At 38.6% G+C, this 17154-nt stretch carries 17 protein-coding genes; 3 read left to right on the forward strand and 14 right to left on the reverse strand.

Annotated features, from left to right (window positions below; translation table 11 throughout):
• Positions 1-134 precede the first annotated feature (134 nt).
• The 3 genes from hpf to AX662_RS08170 form a co-directional block, all read right to left on the reverse strand.
• On the reverse strand, positions 135-683 hold the full coding sequence (gene hpf / locus AX662_RS08160; RefSeq protein WP_002883786.1) for a ribosome hibernation-promoting factor, HPF/YfiA family: 549 nt from the start codon (positions 681-683) through the stop codon (positions 135-137).
• A gap of 78 nt (positions 684-761) precedes the next feature.
• Positions 762-1424 carry a ComF family protein gene (locus tag AX662_RS08165; RefSeq protein WP_060972140.1) on the reverse strand — a complete coding sequence of 221 codons (663 nt, stop codon included), beginning with the start codon at positions 1422-1424 and terminating at the stop codon, positions 762-764.
• On the reverse strand, positions 1405-2724 hold the full coding sequence (locus AX662_RS08170; RefSeq protein ID WP_060972141.1) for a DEAD/DEAH box helicase: 1320 nt from the start codon (positions 2722-2724) through the stop codon (positions 1405-1407). Before AX662_RS08170 ends, AX662_RS08165 begins: the two co-directional genes overlap by 20 nt.
• 54 nt (positions 2725-2778) lie before the next feature.
• Here AX662_RS08170 and AX662_RS08175 point away from each other — a divergent pair, with 54 nt between their 5' ends.
• Positions 2779-3405, forward strand: coding sequence for a YigZ family protein (locus AX662_RS08175; protein WP_060972142.1), 627 nt, complete (start codon positions 2779-2781; stop codon positions 3403-3405).
• A gap of 101 nt (positions 3406-3506) precedes the next feature.
• Positions 3507-4433 carry a cysteine synthase A gene (cysK, locus tag AX662_RS08180; protein ID WP_060972143.1) on the forward strand — a complete coding sequence of 309 codons (927 nt, stop codon included), beginning with the start codon at positions 3507-3509 and terminating at the stop codon, positions 4431-4433.
• 147 nt (positions 4434-4580) lie between these two features.
• Here cysK and AX662_RS08185 read toward each other — a convergent pair whose 3' ends face one another.
• The 11 genes from AX662_RS08185 to AX662_RS08235 all read right to left on the reverse strand — a co-directional run bounded on the left by AX662_RS08185 (position 4581) and on the right by AX662_RS08235 (position 15271).
• Entirely contained in the window at positions 4581-5240 is a 660-nt protein-coding gene (locus tag AX662_RS08185; RefSeq protein ID WP_060972144.1) for a CBS and ACT domain-containing protein, read from the reverse strand.
• A 134-nt stretch (positions 5241-5374) separates the two neighbouring features.
• Positions 5375-6085 carry an ABC transporter ATP-binding protein gene (locus tag AX662_RS08190; protein WP_037600374.1) on the reverse strand — a complete coding sequence of 237 codons (711 nt, stop codon included), beginning with the start codon at positions 6083-6085 and terminating at the stop codon, positions 5375-5377.
• A complete protein-coding gene (locus AX662_RS08195; protein ID WP_021143582.1) occupies positions 6085-6849 on the reverse strand; it encodes an ABC transporter ATP-binding protein in 765 nt (254 codons plus the stop codon). Before AX662_RS08195 ends, AX662_RS08190 begins: the two co-directional genes overlap by 1 nt.
• A 1-nt stretch (position 6850) precedes the next feature.
• Positions 6851-7801, reverse strand: coding sequence for a branched-chain amino acid ABC transporter permease (locus AX662_RS08200; RefSeq protein ID WP_037600371.1), 951 nt, complete (start codon positions 7799-7801; stop codon positions 6851-6853).
• Between the two features lie 3 nt (positions 7802-7804).
• The gene (locus tag AX662_RS08205; RefSeq protein WP_002890014.1) at positions 7805-8689 is read right to left on the reverse strand and encodes a branched-chain amino acid ABC transporter permease; all 885 of its coding nucleotides are present in this window, start codon (positions 8687-8689) and stop codon (positions 7805-7807) included.
• Positions 8690-8732: 43 nt separating this feature from the next.
• Positions 8733-9908 carry an ABC transporter substrate-binding protein gene (locus AX662_RS08210; RefSeq protein ID WP_014633924.1) on the reverse strand — a complete coding sequence of 392 codons (1176 nt, stop codon included), beginning with the start codon at positions 9906-9908 and terminating at the stop codon, positions 8733-8735.
• 155 nt (positions 9909-10063) lie between these two features.
• Entirely contained in the window at positions 10064-10345 is a 282-nt protein-coding gene (locus AX662_RS08215; RefSeq protein ID WP_014633923.1) for a DUF2129 domain-containing protein, read from the reverse strand.
• Positions 10338-10787 carry a YlbF family regulator gene (locus AX662_RS08220; protein ID WP_060972145.1) on the reverse strand — a complete coding sequence of 150 codons (450 nt, stop codon included), beginning with the start codon at positions 10785-10787 and terminating at the stop codon, positions 10338-10340. Before AX662_RS08220 ends, AX662_RS08215 begins: the two co-directional genes overlap by 8 nt.
• A gap of 85 nt (positions 10788-10872) precedes the next feature.
• A complete protein-coding gene (locus AX662_RS08225) occupies positions 10873-11463 on the reverse strand; it encodes an ATP-dependent Clp protease proteolytic subunit (RefSeq protein ID WP_002883818.1) in 591 nt (196 codons plus the stop codon).
• 173 nt (positions 11464-11636) lie between these two features.
• Positions 11637-12266, reverse strand: a complete 630-nt coding sequence (gene upp / locus AX662_RS08230; RefSeq protein WP_002883819.1) for a uracil phosphoribosyltransferase — start codon at positions 12264-12266, stop codon at positions 11637-11639.
• An 89-nt stretch (positions 12267-12355) separates the two neighbouring features.
• Entirely contained in the window at positions 12356-15271 is a 2916-nt protein-coding gene (locus tag AX662_RS08235) for a glycoside hydrolase family 68 protein (RefSeq protein WP_060972146.1), read from the reverse strand.
• Positions 15272-15431: 160 nt separating this feature from the next.
• Between AX662_RS08235 and AX662_RS08240 the strand changes: the two genes are divergently transcribed.
• Positions 15432-17153, forward strand: coding sequence for a glycoside hydrolase family 32 protein (locus AX662_RS08240; RefSeq protein WP_060972147.1), 1722 nt, complete (start codon positions 15432-15434; stop codon positions 17151-17153).
• Position 17154 lies beyond the last annotated feature (1 nt).

The raw sequence follows: 17154 nt of genomic DNA on the forward strand, positions 1-17154 counted from the left end.
TTTTGGAACCTTTTCAAGTTTGTGGCAAGTCTGTTAGGACAACTTTTATATCTTAACACTCAAATCAGTTATTGTCAATAGGGTTTTTGAAAAAAATAAAGGAAGCACGTTTCTCAACCTACTTCCCTTTTTTATTATTTAGCTTCAATCAGACCGTAGTTACCGTCTTCTCGTTTATAGAGAACATTAGTTGTATGATCTTCGCTATCAGTATAGATAAAGAAGTCATGACCCAACAATTCCATTTGAAGGATGGCTTCTTCAACATCCATTGGTTTCAACTCAATGTTTTTAGTTCTTACAACTTCAACAGCTGGTGCTTCTTCAACTTGCTCGTTATTAAAATCAGCTGAGAATACTTCTCCTGTTGGAACTTTTTCACGATGCTTACGTGCAATTTTTGTTTTGTTTTTACGGATTTGTCTTTCAATCTTATCAACCACTAGGTCAATAGAACCATACATATCTTGCGAAACATCTTCTGCTCTTAGTGTTACAGAACCTGTTGGAATAGTAACCTCTACTTTAGCTGTCTTTTCGCGATAAACCTTAAGATTTACACGTGCATTCAATTCTTGGTCTTCGTTGAAGTATTTTTCAACTTTGCTAAGTTTACTTTCAACATAGTCACGAAGTGCTTCAGTTACTTCGATGTTTTCGCCACGGATACTATATTTAATCATAAAAGACCTCTTTCTCGCTTGTTAGCGTTTTCTTTATCTTTATTATATCCTTTTCATGAAAATTTGCAAGGATTTTTATTATCTAGCTAGTGAAAAGGTCAAAACTTCTTTAATACCTATACCTTCTAACAGTTGAACCATCTGATATAAAGTGGAACCCGTTGTATAGATATCATCCACTATAATAATCTTATCTGGTAGATTTATACCTTCCTTGAGACAGAAAGCATTATCTTGACTTAGACGCTCCTCGCGTGTTTTTGAGGATTGCTTCTCAATATCTCTTTTCTCAAAGATATCTCGATAGGGAATTCCCTCTATCAATCCCTCAACTTGGTTGAATCCTCTTTCTGCCAAGCGTTCTTCCGATAATGGGACTGGCACTATGGTATAACCTTTCTTCAAAAATGGTTTTAAGCTGTTTTTAATATCTTGTTGAAATATTTTTCTAAGACAATAGTCTCCCATAAATTTATAGCGACTAAAATACTCTTTCATATTTTCTTCATATCGATAAATAGCAAGGTGCTTTGGAATATAGCCTTTTTTCATCCAAAGTTTACAATCAATACAAGAATCTCCATATAACTCTTTATTACAATTTTGACATCTTTCTTTTGAGAGGTTTTTAAACTGATATTTACAAGATCGGCAATAGTACTCTTTTCTTTGGTTAAACATAATGAGGTCTCTTAATTTTGGTAGTGATTCAATCCAATCATTACATAGCAGACACTTCATTGTTAAACCCTCCTTTTTTATTCATAACCTTTATCTCTTCTCGACACCGAAGCATTGATTTGGATAGTCCCTCATGAAAGAAATAAAGCTTTCCTGTCGGTCTATCTAGTGATCTTCCAACTCGACCTCCAATCTGAATAAGACTCGAACTAGTGTATAAGTGATGATTTGCCATACAAACAAAAACATCTACTTGTGGAAAGGTTACACCACGTTCGAGGATAGTTGTTGTAACTAAGATAGACAGTTCTTTTTCTCGGAACTTCTCTACGATAGTTGAACGCTCCTCACTTTTTGAGGAAACAAAGGCCATTTTTTCATCTGGAAGATATTTTTGTAGAATACTTGTAAACTTTTCACCTATCGCTATATTTGGAAAGAAGATTAATAGAGGAAATTTTGATTTACGTTGCTTTTTAATCTGATAAAGAAGAGGTCTTGGAAGCTTGCCTCTTGTCAGAGATTTTTGTAATCTGCCCTGCCAGAGGAATTTAGGAAGTACTAAAGGATTTCCATGGAAACGTCTAGCAAGGTGATGCTTTTCTAAAGTCCCAAGACGAACTTGCTCTTCTAAAGATAATGTTGAAGTCGCTGTTAAGTAAATAAATCGACCGGTTTCGGTCTTCGCCTGTTCTACAGCATGATTTAACATGACATTTCCTACAAAAGGATATGCGTCTACTTCATCTACAATAACTAAGTCAAAAATCTGGTAAAACTTTAGTAGTTGATGTGTGGTAGCTATTACAAGCGGACTACCATCATATGGTTCACTCTCAGCATGAAGCAGGGAAATACTACAAGTAAAATCCCTCTTCATACGTAGAAATAATTCTCGACAAACATCAACCCTAGGACTTGCGATAGCTACATGACCTTTATTTTCCAGAACATAGGCAACGATGTTATAAATCATTTCTGTCTTACCAGCACCGGTCACAGCATGTACGAGACTATCTTTCTGTTTTTGATAAGTTCTCAAAAGTTTCTCTGAGACCTTAGCTTGATAGGGAGTCAGTTCTCCAAACCACTTCAAAACAGGAAATTCAATTTCTGATGTTTTGGAAGGAAAAAAATAAAGTTCTTTTCCTTCTTGGTTTCTACCAAAGACAATACATGCTCTACAATAATATTGACCTCCCGGTAATTGCCAATCTTCCTCTATCCGACTGTAACATCTTTTACATCTAAGTTGTTTATCGACCTTTATCATACTTTCTAATGTTAAAGCCTCTGGGTGATAGTTCACTGGCAACTGCTCTTTCGTAAATAGTCGTCCATAATATTCTTTAGGTACCATATCTTTCTATTCGAAAATATGTTTGAATTCATCTTTTTATGATAAAATTTTTTTATGGATTACAAAACTATTGCCAACGATGGAATCGTTGAAGAAGAAATAAAAAAATCTCGTTTTATTTGTCACTTGAAACGTATCAGCCGTGAGGAAGAAGGAAGAGAATATATCGCTCAGATTAAGAAACAGCATCACAAGGCCAATCATTCTTGCTCTGCAATAATCATTGGTGATGATGGCCAAATTAAGCGTTCCAGTGATGATGGTGAACCTTCTGGAACAGCTGGGGTTCCTATGCTTACTGTTCTAGAAAAACAAGGTCTTACTAATGTCGTAGCAGTTGTGACTCGTTATTTTGGAGGAATCAAGCTTGGGGCAGGTGGTCTTATCCGAGCTTACTCTGGTAGCGTTGCCCATGCTATTGAAGAGATTGGCCGAGTTGAAGTCAAGGAATTAACAGGACTAACCGTAGAGTTAACCTACTCTCAATACCAAGTCTTCTCCAACTTCCTTGAAAAAGAAGGACTACAAGAATTTGATACAACTTTCTTATCAGATGTTTCTACTACTTTATTTGTCGAAGAGTCTGATATTGAAAGACTTGGTCAAGAACTAACTGAGTTCTATCAAGGGAAAGTTAATTATGAAAAATCTGGAAAGAAAATCGTTGAAATTCCTATCTGATAGTTAAACGTTATCACAGTGATAAAGAAGATGTATTTTACAAGTTGAGCCTACCGTCGTATACTTAAAACCATCAATCAAAGATTAAGAGGATTTTAAATATGACAATTTACAACTCAATCACTGAACTTATTGGAAAAACACCTGTTATTAAACTTAATTCTATTGTTCCAGAAGGATCAGCAGATGTTTACGTTAAACTCGAAGCATTCAACCCTGGTTCTTCAGTAAAAGACCGTATTGCTCTTCGTATGATTGAAGATGCTGAAAAAGCTGGTACGATTAAACCTGGTGATACCATTGTTGAACCAACTTCAGGTAACACTGGTATCGGTCTTGCTTGGGTCGGTGCTGCTAAAGGCTATAAAGTTGTTATCGTAATGCCTGATACAATGAGTGTTGAACGTCGTAAAATCATCCAAGCTTATGGAGCTGAGCTTGTTTTGACTCCTGGTAGCGAAGGAATGAAGGGTGCAATTGCTAAGGCTAAAGAAGTTGCTGCTGAACGCAATGGTTGGGTACCTCTTCAATTTGCTAACCCATCAAACCCAGCTGTTCATGCGGCTACAACTGGCCAAGAAATTCTTGAAGATTTTGGTGCAGAAGGTTTGGATGCTTTTGTTGCTGGTATCGGTACTGGTGGTACTATTTCAGGTGTTTCAAAAACCCTTAAGGCTGCCAATCCAAATATCAAGGTTTATGGTATTGAAGCTGACGAATCTGCCGTCTTGAATGGTGATAAACCAGGACCACACAAAATCCAAGGTATCTCAACTGGTTTCATTCCTGACACATTGGATACAAAATCATATGACAGTGTTGTGCGCATCCCTTCTGATGAAGCTATCGCAACATCACGTACATTGGGTAGCCAAGAAGGTTTCCTAGCTGGTATCTCATCAGGTGCTGCTATTGCTGCTGCCCTAAAGGTTGCCGCTGAGCTTGGCGAAGGCAAAAAAGTCTTGACACTCTTGCCTGACAATGGTGAGCGTTACCTCTCTACAACACTTTACGATTTTCAAGACTAATAAAAAAGAAGCTGGAGCATAATGCTCTAGCCTCTTTTTATTGTATAAAGTTAAGCCTGTAGTTCATTAATTACTAGAAAAAGTAAGGATTTTAATCTCATTTCCACTGAACTCTTCCTACAAACTTTCTGTTTTTTATCCTTGTTATTAGTCTAACTCTTTTGCTTCTGTTTCTGCAATTTCAGTAACTGTAAATCCTGCTTCTACAAAAACCTTCTTGAGTTGTTCAATCCCAATCTCTCCTTCAACTTGAAGTTCAACACGAAGTACAGTGTCATTTTTAGGGGCAACAATTGTACGTTCGATGTTGAGATTCTCACTAGCAATAAGGTTCGCAATTTTTTCCAAAACACGTGGAGTATCTGGAACTTCCAACCCAATACGAATTCCAGCTTGACCATAACCAGAAATTTCCAAGAAAGCACGAAAGACATCTTTATCTGTGATAATTCCTGAAATTTGGTCATTGTCCACAACTGGAAGGACTCCAACCTTATTTTGAAGCATGATATAGATTGCATCCTCAAGGCTAGCATATTTGGAAACAGTAAGGACATTCTTAATCATGATATCTCCTACTTTTGTCTTATTAAGGAGATAGTTCATTTCATAAATTGACAAGCTTGTTGCTTTTGATGGTGAGGCCTCCGCCATTGTACCTTCTGTAACAAGCCCAACAAGTTTATCGTGTTCAATTACTGGCAAACGGCGCAAACCTTTCTCACGCATAATATCTGCAGCTACTGCAACTGTTGTTTCTGGTGAGACATAAACTACACGTTTCGTCATAAAATCTTTTACTGCCATGTTTCATTTTCCTCCGAATGATTTCTTACTTGTATTATACCACATTAAGTGAAACCGATTGCAATATTTTACTGAAAAATTAGTATTTTACAATCAGCATGAGACGATAGAAAAACGCCCTTGGGCGCTTTTTCTTATCCTCCAAGATAGGCTTTACGAACTTCATCTGATGCAAGAAGTTCTTCACCAGTACCTGAAAGAACCACTTTACCAGTTTCAAGAACATAACCACGATCCGCAATTGACAAAGCCTTATTGGCATTTTGTTCAATCAAAAGAACTGTAGTCCCTTGTGTCTTAATATCTTCGATAATATCAAAAATTTCTTGAATAAAGATTGGAGCAAGTCCCATTGAAGGTTCATCCAAAAGCAAAAGTTTTGGACGGCTCATAAGGGCACGACCCATTGCAAGCATTTGTTGCTCACCACCAGAAAGTGTCGCTGCATCTTGATTCTTACGTTCTTCTAGACGTGGGAAACGTTGGAAGACTTTTTTCAAGAGAGCTGCGTTCTCTTCTTTATTTGTATGAAGGAAAGCTCCCATTTCAAGATTTTCCATTACGGTTAATCCTGCAAATACATGACGTCCCTCAGGTACTTGAGCCAAACCTTCGGCAACAATCTTACGTGCTGGTGTTTTATGGATGTCGTTTCCAAGATAAGAAATGGTTCCCTCAGTTGGACGAACAAGACCTGAGATGGTACGAAGAATTGATGTCTTACCTGCACCGTTAGCTCCGATAAGAGTTACGACTTCACCTTCATTAACTTCAAAGCTGACGTTTTTTACAGCTTCGATCGATCCATATTTAATTGAGAGATTTTCAACTTTCAACATTGCCATTATGCTTCACCTCCCAAGTAAGCTTCAATAACGCGTTTGTTATTCTTAATTTCATCAGGTGTTCCTTCGGCAATCAAGCGTCCATATTCCAAAACATAGATACGCTCAGTAACATCCATGACCAAACTCATATCGTGCTCAATCAAGATGATGGTAATTCCGAAGTCTTTTTGAATTTGACGAATATGAGCAGTCAATTCAGCTGTTTCTTGTGGGTTCATACCCGCAGCTGGTTCATCAAGGAAAAGAATTTTTGGTTCTGTTGCAAGTGCACGAACAATCTCCAAATGACGTTGTTGTCCGTAAGCCAAGTTTTTCGCAAGTGTATCTGCCTCACCATCCAAGTTGAAGATAGCCAACAGTTTCATAGCTTTTGCTTTTAACTCTTCTTCACTTGAATAGTACTTAGGCAAACGCAAAAGAGATGCAAAGAAATTTGAAGGTTGCTTATTTGATAAACCAACAAGAACGTTTTCAAGTACAGTCATGTCTTTGAAAAGACGGATATTTTGGAAAGTACGTGACAAACCGAGTGAAGCGATTTTATAAGGTGCTTTACCGTTTAGGACTGTACCATCAAGTATAACAGTCCCTTCACTTGGCTCATAGACACCTGTCAAAAGGTTAAACAAGGTTGTTTTACCAGCGCCATTTGGTCCGATAAGCCCAACCAACTCACCTTCATTGAGTTCCATTGAAACATCACCAACGGCAGTCAAACCACCGAAGTTTTTAGTCAGATTTTTAACTTCAAGAAGTGCCATTTTATTTGCCCTCCTTAGATTTATTGAAGAATTTTGAGAGATAGAGTTCTTTTGTTCCAAGAAGTCCACCTGGACGGAAGAGCATTACAAGAATCAAAGCCAAGGCGTAAATAATCATACGAAGGTTTGAAACATTTTGTAGGAACATGTTGATAATACCAAGAACAACAGCGGCAATGATAGTACCTGTGATTGATCCAAGACCACCAAGAACGGCAATGATAAGGTAATCAATTGATTTCATGATGGTGAAGTCTTTCGGCACGACTGTACCGATGTAGCTGACATAAAGTGAACCAGCAATCGCTGAAATCATGGCACCAATAACAAAGATAAGAACCTTCATTTTTGTGACATTAACACCCATTGACTCAGCAGCAATTTCATCTTCACGAAGAGTGATTGCTTGACGTCCAGTTGCTGAACGTAAGAAATTAAGCACCAAAATGGTAATGATTACCACAAAGAAATAAATTACAGGCCAACTAGTATAGGGAAGGATACCTGTCAAACCAGCGGCACCATTGGTCAATTCACCACCATTAACGATAATGATACGGATGATTTCAGCCATACCAAGAGTTGCAATGGCAAGGTAGTCACCTTTCAAACGAAGGGTAGGTAGACCAAAGATAAGGGCAACAATAGCTGCGATGATGACACCGACAACCATTGAGAGGTAGAAACCGTCATATGTTGGCATCATACCAGTGATGATAGCTGATGAATAGGCACCAATTGCCATGAAACCAGCTTGCCCAAGTGTAAATTGCCCTGAGAAACCAAGAACCAAGTTAGTACCAAGTCCCATAAGGATTGAGATTCCAATCCCCATTAAGATTTGGATATAGTAAAGGTTCATGATACCTGAAAGTTCAAGAGCTTTCAAAACAAGGAAGAGCCCAATGATAAGACCAAACCAAATAAGGTTTACTTTTAGATTTTTCTTCATGTCTTACACCTTCTCTTTCACATTTTTACCGAGGATACCCGCTGGGCGAACCAAAAGGATAACAATCAAGACACCATAAACGATGGCATCACGGTAACTTGACAAACCAATTGCAGTTGATAATGTCTCCAAAATACCGATAACAAATCCACCAAGTGCTGCACCAGGGATAATACCGATACCACCAAGAACAGCGGCAACAAAGGCTTTAATACCTGGCGTCATACCCATAAGAGGTTCGATAGAGTTATAGTAAAGACCAATAAGGACACCCGCTGCCCCTGCTAGTGATGATCCAAGAGCAAAAGTGAAGCTAATAGTGTTATTAACATTAATACCCATCAATTCAGCGGCATCACTGTCTACAGATACGGCACGCATAGCTTTACCCATCTTAGTCTTTTTAACAATCAATTGAAGAGCAACCATAAGCACAAGCGCAACTACCAAGATAAGCAATTGCACATTTGTTACAGAGATTGATCCAAGATGATAAGTCTCAATTGCAATCTTTTGAGGGAATGAACGTGTATCTGCCCCTACAAATAGAACCATGATGTACTCAAGGAAGAATGAGACACCGATAGCTGTAATCAAGGCAGAAATACGTGTCGAATTACGGAGCGGGCGATAAGCCAAGAACTCAATAACAACCCCTAAAATCGCACAGACAAGCATAGCAAAGACAAGGGCAACCCAGAAATTCATTCCAAGGCTATTAATCGCATAGTAACCAACGAAGGCACCCATCATATAGATGTCTCCATGGGCAAAGTTAATCAATTTGATAATCCCATAAACCATGGTATATCCAAGGGCAAGTAGGGCATAGATACTACCCAAGATAATACCATTGACTAGTTGTTGGGGAAGTTGTTCAAAAAACATATATAACCAAACTTTCTAGTTCATTTTCAGTATAGATAATAGATTATTTTTCAATTTCAACGGCTTCCGCTGAAACTTCTTCACCATTATCTCTTTTAACCATAAGAGCTGCTTTAATAGGGTTATGATCCTTATCAATCGTCATTTTACCAGTAACCCCGACAAAGTTTTTCAAATGTGCTAAGTTATCAGCAATATCAACTGATGTTTTCGCATCTTTAGATGCTTCTGCAATCATATAAACTGAATCGTACGCTAGAGCAGCAAACATATTTGGTTCAGTTTTGTAAGCTTTTTTATATGCTTCGATGAATCCTGATGCTTTGTCAGAAAGAGAAACATTTGTTGAATATCCTGATACATAGTAGACGTTTGACGCATTCTTTTTACCTGCAAGCTCAGTGAATTTCGCATCACTGAATCCATCAGGTCCAAGGATTGGTTTATCAATTCCAAGGTCACGTGCTTGTTTAGTGATAATACCAGTCTCAGTATAGTAACCAGGCATTACAATCGCATCATAATCAAGGTCTTTAAATTTAGTCAAAGCTGACTGATAGTCCTTGTCACCTGAAGCAAAGGTAGCTTCAGTAACGATTTTACCTTTATATTCACGCTTGAATTCATCTGCAATCCCCTTAGCATAATCCGAAGCATTATCATAGTAGAGAACTACTTTCTTAGCATTCAAATTACTGTAAGAATAAGCTGCCAAAACTTTACCTTGGTAGCTATCTTTAAAGGTTGTACGGAAAACAAATTTCTTAGCTCCGTTAGCATCTACCGTAAGGTCATCCTGAGTACCAGAAGGTGTCAACAAAGGAACCCCTGTTTTTTGTGATACGAGGCTAGCCGCAGCGACAGCACCTGATGTCGCTGGACCAACGATAGCATTTACATTACTCTGAATAGCCAAGTTCGTTGAAGAGGTTGAAGCTTCAGCGTTTTCAGATTTATTATCTTTTGTGACAAGCTCAAGTTTTTTGCCATCGACGCCACCAGCTTTGTTAATTTCATCAACAGCCAACTTAATACCATTTTGCTCTGCCTTACCATAGGCTGCAACGGCACCTGTCAACTCCATATTAACACCAATTTTGATGGTATCGCCAATCTTAGTACCATTGGCATTAGCAGTCACATCTGGTGACTTGCCACAGGCAACCAAGAAAATGGAAGCAAAAAAGGCTAACACAATAAGTGTGATCTTTTTAGACATAAGATTTCTCCTTAATATTTTCTTAAAAAAGTCCACCTTATAGCTTACAGAATTATCAGACAATTGTCAACTACACATAACTAAGCTTTAGCCACAGTAATCGTTTCCATTACTTTAAGAATAACTTTTTGAAAATAAAAAAAACTTTTCTCCTATTAAAGAGAAAAGTTCTTAAACGGTTCAGGAACTGAGGTGTCGTAGCGTTCCAGACTACCTACAAAGTCCATATCAATATCAGAATAGTAGGAAGGCAGAACTTTTTTCACTGCTTTCATTCCATCGAGCTCTTTCAAAATATCCTCGACCTTGTCCTCATCTACATAAAGGTGCACATAACGCATCTTATAAGAATGGTAGACAACATCCCCAAACTTGGTAATTTTACGTAAGTCTCTATTGTAGTATAAATAAACAATAATGCCTTGACGCTTAATCATGACTCATTTTCTCCTTTATGTTAGTGTCTCCCTTTTTATGATGCGGTTTGTGAGGGGCAAGAGGTAGCCCAGAATCGATAAAAATCTGGTCTGAAACAGCTTGGGCAATCTCCTCACCAAGATTGGCTAAAATAGTCTGCAAATCGAACTCTGCCTGACGATAGCCAATAACCACCTCGTTCAAATCAATTTGGCGCTTCATTCGCAAAACCTGACGTTTCAACTCTCTCACATCTGGTCTAAAAGCTTCGTACTCCTTAGCAGTATCATAGCTATCCTTTAATTCCTGAAATGCAAAGAGTTGCTCTTGAAGTTCTCTGTCATATTCGAATTTCTGGCGTTTCAAACGGTAATTTTCTACCTCAGGTAGCTTTATAAAACACGAAACAAGACAATCTATAGCTTGATCAATAGCAAGCAACTCCTTATTGATTATTAACATGTTTTCTATTATAACACAAAAAGCCAGATGAAACGGTCCTTATACAACCGATTTGCATCTGACTTTTATTTAAGACAAGCTCAGTCTATTTTAATTGGTTATTAGCCATGATTTCATCGATAAAGCCATATTCAAGCGTTTCTTGGGCACTCATCCAATTGTCACGTTCAGCGTCTACATGAACTTTTTCAATTGGCTGTCCAGAATTATCCGCCAAGATTTGCTCCAAGTTATTACGCGTTTTGAGCAAATGTTCAGCTGCGATAGCCATGTCTGTTTGTTGCGTACCACCACCAGTACCACCCATTGGTTGGTGAATCATGTACTCTGCATTTGGCAACATGAAACGTTTACCTTTGGTACCGCTTGAAGCAATAATTGTTCCCATAGATGCTGCCATCCCCATAACGATAGTCTGAACATCAGACTTGATGAAGTTCATTGTATCAACAATGGCAAGACCTGCCGAAACTGATCCACCTGGTGTATTAACATAAAGATAGATATCTTTTGTGTTGTCTTGAGCATCCAAGAACAAGAGTTGGGCGATAATTGAGTTTGCCATATTATCTTCAACAGGACCTGTTAACATGATGATACGATCCTTGAGCAAACGTGAGTAAATATCATAAGAACGCTCACCGCGTGATGTTTGTTCAATTACTACAGGAATCATATGAATCCTCCTTTTAATATTGTCTTGATGCTATTATATGATTTTAGTCAAATTAGGTCAAATAAAAAACATCATTCTTAGCACTCTTTCTAAAAGAGTGCTAAACTCTCCTAAACCAATCTCACTTAAAACTTATTAATCTAGTAAAAAAAGGGAAATTTTCCCTTTTCAACTTATTTTGTACCAAAGAGACGGTCACCTGCATCTCCAAGACCTGGAACAATATAACCGTTTTCATTAAGTTTCTCATCCAAAGATGCTGTGTAGATATCGATATCTGGGTGAGCATCTTGCAATTTTTTGACACCTTCTGGTGCTGCAACTAAGCAAACAAACTTGATATTAGCTGCACCACGTTTTTTAAGTGAGTCTACTGCCAAGATTGCTGAACCACCAGTCGCAAGCATTGGATCTACTACAAAGATCTGACGTTGATCAATGTCTTCTGGTAATTTAACTAAGTACTCAACTGGCTCAAGAGTTTCCTCGTCACGATACATACCAATATGACCAACTTTAGCTGCTGGTACAAGGCTAAGGAAACCATCGACCATACCAATACCCGCACGAAGAATTGGAACAATCGCCAATTTCTTACCAGAAAGTTGTTTTTGTACAGTTTTAGTAATTGGTGTTTGAATTTCAACCTCTTCGAGAGGAAGGTCACGAGACACTTCGTAACCCATGAGCATAGCAATTTCATTAACTAGCTCACGGAAGTCCTTAGTAGAAGTATCCTCACGACGGAGGATTGAAAGTTTATGTTGAATCAGTGGATGTGAAATAACTTGAAATTTACCCATAATAGTTTCTTCCTTTGCTTTATATTCACTCCATTATATCAAAAAGGCAAAAAAAACGCTTGCTTTACTGCAAACGTTTTTGAAAAGGATTATTTTTTAGGCAAATGAATCTTTCCTGTGACCAAACCATAGCCAAGAAGAGCTAGACTTGCAATTGCTGCAAAGATAGTCGCCAAGATTGAAAGAATGTTGCTCTTTGAACCTTCTGAATCACTTGGTGTCTTAGGAGTCGTAGCAAGTTTGGCAGCAACTTTAGTATTGTTGTCTTTACTTGACTCATCAGACTTAGTTACTTCATCAGCTTTAGCGACTCCGTGAGACTGAACTTCCTCTTCAGACTTAGCTGGTTTTGGAGCTTCTGTTTCAGTGACAGACTCTTCTTTAACAGGAGTCGTTGAAACAGTTGGTCCAGTTGCTACAATAGCCTCTGGTACTGGTGACGCAATCTCTGTAGCTTGAGCTACTGGACGACGGTCACCCACAGAACTCTCTGTTGAAGGTTTCGCAGGAACCTCTACATGATGATCATCTGATGAATTATTATCATTAGATGGGCGGTCTGTGAAATAAGGGAACGGATTACGAACTGGAGAATCTGGATTCGTCGGCGTTGCTGGTTTATCTTCTTTATTAGTTGATGGTTGATTATTGTCTGCTGGTTTAGAAGGTGTATCTGGTTTGTTAGACTTATCATCAACAGAATGATTACCTTCTGTTGGATTTACTGGTGTTTCTGATTTATCTGATTTCTTGTCTTCACCATCTTTAACAGTTACAGTTAAGACACCGCGAGCTTCAGAAACGCCCGGTGAACCATCAACTGTAGGATAAGTATGTGGTTTAAGACCATAATCTGACACTGCATAATAATCTACGTTATAGTCCTCATTTGGCAATTTAGCACTGTTTTGATCGGCCACGTGTACCAAGCTTTCACTAGATTTATCCCAAATCCAGTCCCCTTGGTTGGTCATCTTAGGAAGAACTTCTGTAGTATCATCTTCATTCATCTTAATGAGGAAGCTTGGAGCCCATGTCGATTTATTCTCAGCACCAGCAATACCACCACGGTTAGTCATGTAAGAAGTTACCAAAAGAGTATCTGATGATCCTTCAACAGGAACCGCATAGTAAGAATAGGTAGATGTACGCCAGTCAGCTGGAACAGAGGCTGTCAAGACCACACCTGAGCCGTTAAGTGGACGGTATTTCCCACGGAGGCTGTCTGATACGAATCCAAGCATGACAACGTCATCACCGACAGCTTCACGCGCTGCTACAGTACCTTCAGCATCTGTAGATTTGTTGATACGTGAAGCAGTGAAGAGGTAATACTTGCCACCCATCTTAACAACACTTGGACGTTCTACTTCATCAGTAACCATGTGGCTAGTGACAAGCGGTGTGTAAAGTTCAGCTACAGATGGATTTTTCTCATTATCATCAAGTTTCAAGATACCGATAGAACCATTTGCCCATGATGCAAGGTTGTAAAGGTGTTTATTATTAACAATATTGAGGAATGACTTAAGGTTAAAGGCGTCATCTCCTCCATAGTTTGACCATTTGTAAATTTGTTTTTCGCCTTGGTAGTTTTCGTCACCTGTATTTGATTCAAAAATAAGGTAACGGCTACCGTTATCTTCAATGATGTGTGGGTCACGAAGACAGTAGTTATCCGTACGGTCTGGATTACCATCATGGTTATGGTCATCATCAAAAGTACTCATAAATTTAGGATAGCTTTGATAGTGATAATTATCTCCACCAAAGAGAATGTGGTCATTTTCAACTGACTTGATAACAACTTCGTCGTTTTCAACAGCCAAGTTAAGTGTAGCACTAGCCAATTGTTGCCAGTTTAATTTACCACCACTAGTATCATTCTTAGTGTAATAAAGTTGGATACTACCATCAGAGTTAACAGTCGCTGAACCTGACCATTGTTGGTCATCTTCAAGGGCATTGTAACCAAAGATTGGACCCGCATTTTTCCAATGAGTAAAGTCATTATCCCCATATTTTCTATAGAGCAAGTAAATGTGGTTTGAATTTTTATTTGGTGCACCGGCCATTGAAATAACCAACTGGTAACCATTCCAGTTGCTAACTACACCTGACTTAGCATCTTGGACTGGCCAAGAATCCCAAACGTCGATTTCTTCTTTTTTCATCGTTTGGGCATCAACAGTGTTGAAAGCAGGCATATTGATGATTGTATCTGCTTTAAAGTAAGGAACTGCCAATTTGCTGTCTTGCTTCAAGAAGCTAGCAACGATATCTTTCAAGTTACGGTAAGTCAAGCTAGTACCTGTACCCTTGATTGCATCATCACTAAAGTCAACTTTATTAAGTGCTTTAATTTCTTCCTCAGTCAAGGCAACGATTTGATCTGAGGTCATATTATCTTCAACAATAGACTTGATACGACCATTAAGTTTGCTAAGGTTTGCATTAGCAGCGCTGTTTTCAGTAGGTTTAAGGGCTACTTCAGTGTGTGTATCAGCTGTTTCTGAGCTTGCTGTTGAAGTTGGTGCTTCTACTGCAGCCTCTGATGTATGAGCTGGAGCAGAAACCGCAGCAACTGTTGATGAAGGTGTTGTTGCATCTGATGAAGATGTCACTACTGTGCTAGACGCCTTTTCTTCGACTACTGATGGAGTTGTGTTGCTTGGTTGTGTCTCTGTAACTGGTGTAGTTGCAACCTCTGAATGTGCAACTGAAGATTCAACTGCTTCTGAAGTTGCCACACTTGTTGCTGTTTCACTGGCTACCGTTAGAGATGCTGTGCTTGTTTCTGGTGTTGCTGTCGCAGTAGCTACCGCTGGTGCTGTTTCTGTAACTTGATCAGCTTTTACCTGAGTGGCACCCAAAAATGCCAAGGTACCAACGAGCGCTGATGTTGCCCCTACTGTGGCAACCTTACGGATGCTATAACGCATCTTTTTGCACTCTGCTTGCTTTGGTGCTACTGTATTTGACTGTGAATTAACTGTACTATCCATATTAAACTCTCCTTTTAGGTTTTCACATGTTTTATTCTATCATTTTTTAATCTAAATTCCAATCTTTTTTTAATGACAAATTTATATTTTTTGTAAAAAACTATTTTTTTGTTAAAATAATAACTACAAAATAAGTAATTTTATCAGGAAATATCACTATATGGAATCAAAATATTCACCTCTAATTTTAGCTCTCGTTTTTTTAATTTTATTTTTTGTTTTTATAATAAAAAATGAGAACGCTAACAATCCTTCCCAAAAAACAAATAAGGTTTCTATGAGTCAAACCTTTCATCTAGCATCTCATAAAGGATGGTCTAACGACCTACAGACTATCGTGTGGAATCAAGAAAAAAATTACTATGATATCTATTTTCTACACTCTGTGGATGGGGCTACTGATCCTTTTGGACCCAACGGTCAAGATTGGACACATACAACGACTAAAGATTTTATCACCTATAGTAAACAAGAGACTGCTATACCAGCAAAGGGTGGTGACTCTAAAGAAGGATGGCATTCTGCTTGGACAGGGAGTGTAGTCACAGATAGTCAGGGGATTTCTGGTATCCAAAACGAAGAACCTGTCGCCTATTTTACTGGACTCATGGATGATGGAAGCCAGGCAATCTATGCTAGTGAGTCAAACGACAAGGGAGCTAGCTTTACTAAAGCTTTAAAAGATGGTAAACCTTTATTGACAAAGGAACACTCCTATAACGGTAAAGATTTCCGCGATCCTTATGTCTTCCACTTCAAAGACAAATTACTCATGTATGTCGCTGAAGGTGACGCCTTAGGTGTTTATCAATCTCAAGATGGTATCAACTGGACCAAAGCAGATAGCAAGGGAGACTCCAAAATCCTACCCGAAACATTTTTTAAGGGGCGTAACTGGCAGGACAACGCTCCTATCGAGTGTCCCATTCTCAAAACAATGACAACAACTGACGGTCAGGAAAAGCAAGTTCTCTTTTTTGGAGCTAAGGATACAGCTTCAGGCGAAACAACTGGAACCTACTATACTGTAGGGCATTTAGATGGTAACGGCTTATTTATTGTAGATACAGAAACAAAACGCTTAGATCAAGGCTCAGACTATTATGGCGCTAACTTCACTGGAAGCGATCGAATTGAAGAAAGCAACCATAACCTTATCAGTCTTGGCTGGGTTGGTAATTGGAACTACTTCACGTCAGGCATTCACAGTGACCAAGAGGCCAAGAGTGATTTTCTAAAAACTATCGGATTTTACGCTACACCCAGAAAGCTACAACTGGATAAAGACGGTATTATTCAGTCCGCCCCCCTCTATAAAAATGAACAATTAACCCTCAAAAATCAAAACGGCAACATTTCGAGTCAAAGGCCACTCACCAGTGACAATAGAAAACCTTGGATTGATAAAAGTCACAATCAGAATGCTAATGGCCTTCTTGATCTTGCTGGAAAAAATAGTGCAGGATATTACCAACTGCATTTTTCAAATATTAAGAAAGAAGGAGGCTATATCTACATTGATATCTGGCAAGGCTCTGATTACGTTAAAATCGGCTACCAAATAACAGGTAGTACCTATCAGGTCTCTGCTTATGCTGCTGAACTGAACAACAGCATGGATGGTAGCCAAACTGCCTCTTCTTACTATTACGATGGACTCTTGGGAAATGGTCAAGGTTATCAAGCTGACAGTCGCTATAAGGAAACTGATAATATTACTATAACGCTTATTACAGACAATCGTAGCTTGGAAATCTTCTTTCCAAATGGCCAAACCTACACTCTAGCTAGGTTTAATACTTCTGGCAAACAGGATGTCAAGGTCTTCTCCACTCAGAAAGACCTTCTACTAAACTTGAAAATCTACGATGTGCACTCATAAG

The organism is Streptococcus sp. CCH5-D3, from assembly GCF_001556435.1.
GTDB lineage: Bacteria > Bacillota > Bacilli > Lactobacillales > Streptococcaceae > Streptococcus.

Bases quoted from the DNA above. Each gene is read 5' to 3' on its own strand.
- hpf (WP_002883786.1), bottom strand. From the start codon at position 683: ATGATTAAATATAGTATCCGTGGCGAAAACATCGAAGTAACTGAAGCA.
- AX662_RS08165 (WP_060972140.1), bottom strand. From the start codon at position 1,424: ATGAAGTGTCTGCTATGTAATGATTGGATTGAATCACTACCAAAATTA.
- AX662_RS08170 (WP_060972141.1), bottom strand. From the start codon at position 2,724: ATGGTACCTAAAGAATATTATGGACGACTATTTACGAAAGAGCAGTTG.
- AX662_RS08175 (WP_060972142.1), top strand. From the start codon at position 2,779: ATGGATTACAAAACTATTGCCAACGATGGAATCGTTGAAGAAGAAATA.
- cysK (WP_060972143.1), top strand. From the start codon at position 3,507: ATGACAATTTACAACTCAATCACTGAACTTATTGGAAAAACACCTGTT.
- AX662_RS08185 (WP_060972144.1), bottom strand. From the start codon at position 5,240: ATGGCAGTAAAAGATTTTATGACGAAACGTGTAGTTTATGTCTCACCA.
- AX662_RS08190 (WP_037600374.1), bottom strand. From the start codon at position 6,085: ATGGCAATGTTGAAAGTTGAAAATCTCTCAATTAAATATGGATCGATC.
- AX662_RS08195 (WP_021143582.1), bottom strand. From the start codon at position 6,849: ATGGCACTTCTTGAAGTTAAAAATCTGACTAAAAACTTCGGTGGTTTG.
- AX662_RS08200 (WP_037600371.1), bottom strand. From the start codon at position 7,801: ATGAAGAAAAATCTAAAAGTAAACCTTATTTGGTTTGGTCTTATCATT.
- AX662_RS08205 (WP_002890014.1), bottom strand. From the start codon at position 8,689: ATGTTTTTTGAACAACTTCCCCAACAACTAGTCAATGGTATTATCTTG.
- AX662_RS08210 (WP_014633924.1), bottom strand. From the start codon at position 9,908: ATGTCTAAAAAGATCACACTTATTGTGTTAGCCTTTTTTGCTTCCATT.
- AX662_RS08215 (WP_014633923.1), bottom strand. From the start codon at position 10,345: ATGATTAAGCGTCAAGGCATTATTGTTTATTTATACTACAATAGAGAC.
- AX662_RS08220 (WP_060972145.1), bottom strand. From the start codon at position 10,787: ATGTTAATAATCAATAAGGAGTTGCTTGCTATTGATCAAGCTATAGAT.
- AX662_RS08225 (WP_002883818.1), bottom strand. From the start codon at position 11,463: ATGATTCCTGTAGTAATTGAACAAACATCACGCGGTGAGCGTTCTTAT.
- upp (WP_002883819.1), bottom strand. From the start codon at position 12,266: ATGGGTAAATTTCAAGTTATTTCACATCCACTGATTCAACATAAACTT.
- AX662_RS08235 (WP_060972146.1), bottom strand. From the start codon at position 15,271: ATGGATAGTACAGTTAATTCACAGTCAAATACAGTAGCACCAAAGCAA.
- AX662_RS08240 (WP_060972147.1), top strand. From the start codon at position 15,432: ATGGAATCAAAATATTCACCTCTAATTTTAGCTCTCGTTTTTTTAATT.